The sequence below is a fragment of the Cognataquiflexum aquatile genome (genome assembly GCF_003316845.1).
In the GTDB taxonomy this organism is placed as follows: Bacteria; Bacteroidota; Bacteroidia; order Cytophagales; family Cyclobacteriaceae; genus Cognataquiflexum; species Cognataquiflexum aquatile.
On sequence record NZ_QMIK01000007.1, the window covers coordinates 248887 to 256097 of the forward strand.

The following is a 7211-nucleotide window of genomic DNA, read 5'->3' on the forward strand; positions in this document are numbered from 1 at the left end:
CTAAAACGCAATCTCTTTTCCTTCCTCCCATTTCAAAAATACTTTTTCTCCTACTGCAAAAACCCTTTTTTTATCCTCAATTTTCCAGACTGTTCCATTAGTCAGTTTTACCATCAACTGGTTATAATGCACCAGATATTGCCTCTCTATAATTCTGGCAGGAATACCGCTTGTCTTGAATAATTGAACATCTGAAGGCCGGATATAGGTTTTTTCTTTATTGGGAAGGGGATTCAAATGACTGAAAAGCTTTGCTGCGTAGAGGTTTTTTGGTTTGGAAAAAATCTCCTCAGGGTGGCCTTTTTGGATTAGTTTTCCCTTTTGTATGATCACCAAATCATTGGTCATCTGCAAAGCATCATCCAAGTCATGGGTTACAAAAAGTACCGTGACTCCAAGATTTTGAAACATGATCTTCAGTTCCATGATCAATTCCCGCCGCTGTATGGTATCCAAACTTGAAAACGGTTCATCCAACAACAACACCTGCGGCTCCACACTCAAAGCCCTTCCAATTGCTACTTTCTGCTGCTGTCCTCCTGAAAGATGCCTTGGTAATTTGTCTCTGAACGCCTTCAAACCCAACATTTCCAACAGCATTTCCAGCCTGCTTTCCTTGTATTTTTTATCAAAAAGCAACAAAGGTCTCAAGATATTCTCCTCAACATTAGATTTGGGATAGAGGTGATAGTCCTGGTAGACCAATTGGATTTCGTCTATTCCGGGTACTAGCTGCTCTTTTGGATTTTGAACTCTGACTTCGTTAAGAAATACTTCACCTTCATTCCGGCTTTCCAGACCGGCAATGATTCTCAGCAAGGTACTTTTACCTGAACCGCTTTCTCCAACCAAGGAAATGATTTGGCCTTTTGAGATTTCTAAAGAAAAATTTTTGATTACAGGCAGCCCTTCCTGAAAGCTTTTTTGGATGGAATCGATCTTGAGGTAGCTCATGGCATTTGGATACTTTCTCTGGTTTTCTTTGGCAAGCTATTCAAAATCAAATCATAGGAATGATCCACCAATTCCAAAATCAGCTTATCCGAAACTGACCCATCAAACATTACCGTATTCCAATGCTTCTTGTTCATATGGTATCCGGGCACAATTCCACGGTATTTTTCCCGGAGTTCAGCAGCTCTTTCAGGATCACATTTGAGGTTGACACTTTCAAAAAGCTCAATGTCAATGATGGCAAAAATCTTTCCGCCTACCTTGAAGCAAAGGGTGTTTTCATCGAAAGGCGTATCCTCGGAAACTCCGGATTTGGACAGGCAATATTCCCTAAAAAAGGTAATGGTCATGGGAAGTAGGGGGGTAGTGGTTGATCGGTTATTGGTTATTTGGTTAAAGGTAAAAAGTAATGAGGAAGAAGTAAAAGGAAAAAATGGCAGATTGGTTTAAGTGCAGCGTTTAAAAATATAAACGATGATGGCGGCCAAAAACATCAGGATAGAAATCTTATTGATGCCATGCATCATCCTAAGGTTAAAATTGGATGGTTTGTTTGGATCAGGTTTCTGAAAAACCCGGATAAAATAATGGCCTACTTCTCCAACTTTAAAAAATTCCTTTAATCTGCTGTTTGACATATTTATGGTTTTTAGAAATTGGTTATTGAGTTAATGGCGTGAATCCAATCGTATTGATGCAACTATTTTTAAATAAGTCAACAGACCACAGTCGACTGTCCACTACGTGAAATTGATTTTTCAAAACATATCTCAAAATCTCAATGGATTACGGACTGAACACTGAGACTGAACACTGTTTTCTGACCACTGAATCAAACCTCCGGTTCGATCCACATTCCGTCTTTTCGGATGATTTCGATCAGTTCGTCCACAGCCCTTTCGGAAGGAACAGATTTTTTTACTACCTCTTTCCCTTTGTATAAGGTGATTTTACCTTTTCCCGAACCGACATATCCAAAGTCAGCATCTGCCATTTCACCAGGCCCGTTGACTATACATCCCATGATACCGATTTTGACTCCTTTAAGGTGGTCTGTTCTTTTGCGGATCATGGCTGTCGTTTCCTGAAGGTCGAATAAAGTTCTTCCACAGGAAGGACAGGAAATATATTCCGTCTTGGACATCCTGGTTCTTGCAGCTTGTAGCACACCAAAGCCAACAGAATTATGCAATTTGATCTGTGCCAAAATCTGCTCTCTTTCACGGCCTTCATAAGCTCCGATTCCCAACATGATACCCTCTCCCAATCCATCGACCAACAATCCTCCTACATCCGTAGCTGCATAAAGCATGGTTTTGTCTGAGTCCTGTACGGGATAATTTACCATTACAACCACCGGAGCCAAGCAATGGTTTTCCATCAGGGAAATAAAAGCCCGACGGAGAGCAGCCATTTTATGTGCATTGTCACTCTGCAAAATCACGACGACGTCTTTTCTTCCTTCCAAAAACGGAAGAGCTTCATATACTTCTAAGTCTGAAAGCATCAGAAAATTCAATCCATAATGGAAGTTTGTCGCTATCTTAAATTCAGGCAATGTAAAAGCAGGAAACTTATTGACCTGATCTTCTGAATGTAGCCAATGGTTGAAATATTGGATCTCCTTCATACCGTTAGGCAGCATGAAAGGAATCGGATGGTCACCTGAAAACACGTAATCGGCACCCTGGTCGTTCATTTTCCATTTGTCCAACTCAGGCAAATAGAAGTGGCCGATGTTCTTCATTTCCTTTTCAGTGATGTTGGCTACTGCAGAAATATCTGCAATCACCCTAGGAACATTGCTGCCGCCAAAATTAAAAACCTCAATCGTATCTCTTTTATTGTGCTCAAAAGGTGTGATGGGAAAATGATGAAGCTCCTCAATCGGTGTATGACCTTTCCTCTCGACGTATCGGTCCACCAAAGACTTTGCAACGGGTGCTTCAAACTCCGGATCTTCTGTCAATGAAACGCGCACGGTATCTCCTAATCCATCTTCCAACAAAGTTCCAATCCCTACAGCAGACTTGATTCTTCCGTCTTCCCCATCTCCCGCCTCGGTCACTCCCAAATGCAGGGGATATGGCTTAAATCCACCTTCATCCAACTTCTGCACCAATAACCTGTAAGCCTGCACCATGACTTGGGTATTGGAAGATTTCATCGAAATGACAATGTCATGGTAATTCTCATCTTCACAAATCCTCAAAAACTCCAAAGCAGATTCTACCATTCCGAGAGGAGTGTCGCCATAACGGCTCATAATCCTGTCGGAAAGCGAACCGTGGTTGGTTCCTATGCGCATGGCGGTTCCGTATTCTTTACAGATTTTGACCAAAGGAAGAAATCTTTCCCTGATGCGGTCCAATTCTTCTTGATAGCTTTCGTCAGTATATTCTATGACCTCAAATTTCTTTTTATCGGCATAGTTTCCCGGATTGATCCGCACTTTTTCCACGATTTTTGCAGCGATTTCGGCTGCATTGGGGGTAAAATGAATATCAGCGACCAAGGGCGTATTGTAACCCCTTTTCTTAAGTTCGTTTTTGATGTTTTGGAGATTTTCAGCCTCCTTTATGCTAGGTGCAGTGATTCTGATAAGTTGACACCCACTTTCGATCATACGGATGCTTTGCTCCACCGAGCCTAGGGTATCCATGGTATCGACAGTTGTCATGGACTGCACTACAATGGGATTGTCTCCCCCGATGACCACATCACCTACTTTGACAGGGATGGTTTTCCTTCTAGAATATTCCGTCAGGCTATTACAATATTTGATTTTTTCCAACACTGATTTGGGTTCCATACCGGTCATAAGTCTCCTAATTGGGGTCTGATCACTATTTCTTCAACAACAGAATAGGGCGAAAGGTTATAAGCCGCCCATACTGATTCGGCAACATCGGCTGATTTCATAAACCGCTCTTCAGGAATATCCACTCCTTCCCAACTTGCGGTATAGGTAGCGCCAGGCAAAACCGAGGTTACTTTGATGTTATAATTTTTTAATTCTTCTCTTAGGCATTTTGTAAAACCCAACAGTGCCCATTTGGAAATCGCATAGCTCCCGCCGTTGGCATAAGCGGTCAAGCCTGCTATAGAACCGATCGAAAAGATATGTCCTGATTTCCTGGCCATCATTTCTGAAGTAAATGCCTTAGTCAGGTAATAGGCAGAGAAAAGATTGGTCTGCATCATCAGTTCAAAATTACCATCCGGTTCAGAATGAATAGAACCTGGATAAAAAACACCGGTGTTATTAATGATGACATCCGGGAATGTTATCTTTTTTACAAATTCGGAAAATGCATGTACTTCTTCCTTTTTGGAAAGGTCTGCAGAAAAAATATGGATATTCTGATTGGGAAATTGGGATTCAAAATCACCCTTCAAATTCTCCAAATCTATTAAATGACGTGAACAGGTAAAAACATCAAAACCTTCTGCCCCAAACTTCTCAATGATAGCGCGGCCGATTCCTTTTGTTCCTCCCGTAACCAATATACTTTTTGACATTCTGATTTTTTTAATGAAGAAATTTTGATGGTAATTATTCTTATGGAATAAAATACAGAACCTGGTTTAACAGACAACCATTCATTAATTCCAGAATTGACCTATCGGGTTTACTTAGTATTTCAATAGTTAGTATGACAACTATCTATCGGAAACAAAGTTACATTTTTTTAAAAACTTTGCGAACTTAAACGTTTATTCCCGGGTGCTATAGGTTTTTTGTTCTTAATTTTAGCCATATGGAAACTCAGATTACAGACAGGTTGGAGTTGGCGGCACACTTTGTGAATAGCACCAATAGCCCGATTTTTTTGACAGGAAAAGCTGGAACAGGCAAAACCACATTCCTCAGAAAGCTTGCTGACCTTACCCACAAGCGTTTTGTGATCCTGGCGCCTACCGGAATTGCTGCATTACATGCCAAAGGAGTCACCATACATTCCCAGTTTTTACTTCCTTTTGGGACATTTCTCCCTACCCGTGAACCTGAGGGGAACTTCAGCAGCAATGGCAATTTCTTCACCCAATTTACTTTAGGTAGAAGACATCCTTTGAATATGGCGAGAAAAAAGGTCCTGAAAGCTGTGGATCTGATCATCATCGATGAGGTCAGTATGCTGAGGGCGGATATTCTCGATGCGATTGATTACCGGATGCGCAGTGTAAAAAGAAATTTTGAAGAGCCTTTTGGCGGGGTTCAGGTCCTGATGATCGGGGATTTGTTTCAATTGCCCCCTATTGTGAAGGACTACGAATGGCAGGTCCTCAACAAATTTTACAAAAGCATGCATTTTTTTGAATCCCAAGCGATTCGCCAATCAGGAATGGTTTATTTGGAATTGGACAAAATCTTCCGACAAAAGGACGAGAAATTCATCACGATTCTGAATCATCTCCGCGACAACGAAGCCACCGCAGCAGATATCTCTTTTTTGAACACCTTTTATAAAACAGAGGAGGAAATCAAAAACTTACGAGACACTATTATCATCACCACACACAATTATAAAGCTGAAGAACACAACCAAAAGGAATTGGCAGCACTCAAAACCAAATCCCATACTTTTGAGGCGGTGATTGATAAGGATTTCCCGGAAAGCCTTTATCCCATCCCTAAGGTTCTGGAGCTAAAAGAAGGTGCCCAGATCATGTTTATCAAAAATGATACGAGTGGTTTTTCAGAATATTTTAATGGGAAAATGGCAACTGTAAAAACCATCGACGGAGACGAAATAATGGTCCGTTTGGCAGACAGTTCGATAGAATATAAGCTTCGAAAAGAAGTTTGGGAAAACAAAAAGTACATCATCAATGAGGAAACCAAGGAGCTAGAAGAGGATGTGATCGGGACTTTTGAGCAGTATCCTATCAAACTTGCTTGGGCTGTGACTGTACATAAAAGCCAGGGGTTGACCTTTGACCGGGCCATCATTGATGTAGGACAGGCTTTTACTCCTGGCCAAGTGTATGTGGCATTGAGTAGGTTGCGCGGTTTGGATGGGCTTACCTTGCGTACCCGCATCCAATCTCATGTCATCAACAGTGACCGGGATGTGGTCAATTTCACCCAGACTACACAAGACCAGGAACCTTTGGAAAGGCTACTGAGCCTTCACCAAAGGAGGTACATGGCGAGGCTTTTGGAAAGTACGTTTGATTTTGGAGAGATCATCAATTCACTCCAAACTTTTTCAAAAGATTTTGGAGGCACTATGGAATTTGAAGATGCAGAAATGCAAAAAGCAATTCCTCTGATTTATGAGGGTTTTCTTCAAGAAGGTGAAAATACCTACAAATTTCAGCGGCAATTGTTACAGATTCTCCAATCAAACGAGGAAGAAAAGCTACTTGAACGATTGGAAAAAGGAAGCCAATATTATTCCAAATTACTTGAGTCAAGCCTCAAAAATATATTGATCCATGCAGGGGAGGTTGAAAGGTTTACCAGGAGTAAAAGTTATCTGGAAGGGATTTCAGAAGTAGAATTAATGGTTTTTAAGAAACTGACCGAGGTCAAGAAAGTGACTTTTTTAGTACCTGCCATTTTCAATGGGGAGGAAATCGGCAAAATGGACAAAGTTTCACAAGAACTCATCGACCTTCGGCTTGCACTGGCCCAGGAAGCAAGACAGGCAGCAAAGGAAAATCCCAAATTTGCAGCGAACAAAACAGGTAGGAAAAAGAAGGAAAAAGGGGAGGCGAAACTCAAAAGAGAAAAAGGGGAAACGTACGAAATTACCTATGAGCTGAGTCAAAGCGGAAAATCAATTTCAGAAATTGCTTCAGAGCGAGGATTGGCGGAATCAACTATTCGTGGACATTTAGCCAAGGGTATTGCAGAGGGAAAAGTCTCAATCCATTCGCATTTATCTCAAAAGGAGATCGAGGAAATCGGGGACCTTATCCAATCCAAAAATGGGGATATTGTACTTGTTCGCCAAGAATTTCCCGCCAAGTTCGATTATGGTACTTTAAAAATGGTTGCCAATTACTTAGCTGGCTTGGAAGAAAACACTTGACACTTTTTTCAATATCTTCTATCTCTGTTTAACCAGACTTTGTTATCCTTGTGGGTCCTAAAACCAAAAAGACCCTCAGGTATGAACTAAGGGTCTGAATAATGTGGCGGCGGCCTACTCTCCCGGGTGTAACCCCAGTACCATCGGCGCTGCAGGGCTTAACTTCTCTGTTCGGGATGGGAAGAGGTGGGACCCCTGCGCTGGGCCGCCTAAATC

6 protein-coding genes and 1 rRNA gene are annotated in these 7211 nt (G+C 41.6%); 1 reads left to right on the plus strand and 6 read right to left on the minus strand.

Features of this window, described 5'->3' with window-relative positions:
* From DQW11_RS19490 to DQW11_RS19510, 5 genes are all read right to left on the minus strand, one after another.
* Positions 1 to 954 (minus strand): ABC transporter ATP-binding protein, encoded by a 954-nt coding sequence (locus tag DQW11_RS19490; protein WP_113925782.1) that lies wholly within the window; start codon positions 952 to 954, stop codon positions 1 to 3.
* A complete protein-coding gene (locus DQW11_RS19495) occupies positions 951 to 1304 on the minus strand; it encodes an MmcQ/YjbR family DNA-binding protein (protein WP_113925783.1) in 354 nt (117 codons plus the stop codon). Before DQW11_RS19495 ends, DQW11_RS19490 begins: the two co-directional genes overlap by 4 nt.
* A 96-nt stretch (positions 1305 to 1400) precedes the next feature.
* Positions 1401 to 1592 (minus strand): DUF6728 family protein, encoded by a 192-nt coding sequence (locus DQW11_RS19500; RefSeq protein WP_113925784.1) that lies wholly within the window; start codon positions 1590 to 1592, stop codon positions 1401 to 1403.
* A 194-nt stretch (positions 1593 to 1786) separates the two neighbouring features.
* Positions 1787 to 3766 carry a (E)-4-hydroxy-3-methylbut-2-enyl-diphosphate synthase gene (gene ispG / locus DQW11_RS19505; protein ID WP_113925809.1) on the minus strand — a complete coding sequence of 660 codons (1980 nt, stop codon included), beginning with the start codon at positions 3764 to 3766 and terminating at the stop codon, positions 1787 to 1789.
* A 5-nt stretch (positions 3767 to 3771) separates the two neighbouring features.
* Positions 3772 to 4476, minus strand: coding sequence for an SDR family oxidoreductase (locus DQW11_RS19510; protein WP_113925785.1), 705 nt, complete (start codon positions 4474 to 4476; stop codon positions 3772 to 3774).
* Between the two features lie 239 nt (positions 4477 to 4715).
* On the opposite strand from DQW11_RS19510, the gene DQW11_RS19515 reads away from it, so the two are divergent.
* Positions 4716 to 6995, plus strand: coding sequence for a helix-turn-helix domain-containing protein (locus tag DQW11_RS19515; RefSeq protein ID WP_113925786.1), 2280 nt, complete (start codon positions 4716 to 4718; stop codon positions 6993 to 6995).
* Positions 6996 to 7096: 101 nt separating this feature from the next.
* Here DQW11_RS19515 and rrf read toward each other — a convergent pair.
* A 5S ribosomal RNA gene (gene rrf, locus DQW11_RS19520) occupies positions 7097 to 7208 on the minus strand.
* Positions 7209 to 7211: the final 3 nt, after the last annotated feature.

What these genes read in the sequence shown, in the direction of transcription:
- DQW11_RS19490 (WP_113925782.1), bottom strand. Translation starts at nt 954, where the DNA reads ATGAGCTACCTCAAGATCGATTCCATCCAAAAAAGCTTTCAGGAAGGG.
- DQW11_RS19495 (WP_113925783.1), bottom strand. Translation starts at nt 1,304, where the DNA reads ATGACCATTACCTTTTTTAGGGAATATTGCCTGTCCAAATCCGGAGTT.
- DQW11_RS19500 (WP_113925784.1), bottom strand. Translation starts at nt 1,592, where the DNA reads ATGTCAAACAGCAGATTAAAGGAATTTTTTAAAGTTGGAGAAGTAGGC.
- ispG (WP_113925809.1), bottom strand. Translation starts at nt 3,766, where the DNA reads ATGGAACCCAAATCAGTGTTGGAAAAAATCAAATATTGTAATAGCCTG.
- DQW11_RS19510 (WP_113925785.1), bottom strand. Translation starts at nt 4,476, where the DNA reads ATGTCAAAAAGTATATTGGTTACGGGAGGAACAAAAGGAATCGGCCGC.
- DQW11_RS19515 (WP_113925786.1), top strand. Translation starts at nt 4,716, where the DNA reads ATGGAAACTCAGATTACAGACAGGTTGGAGTTGGCGGCACACTTTGTG.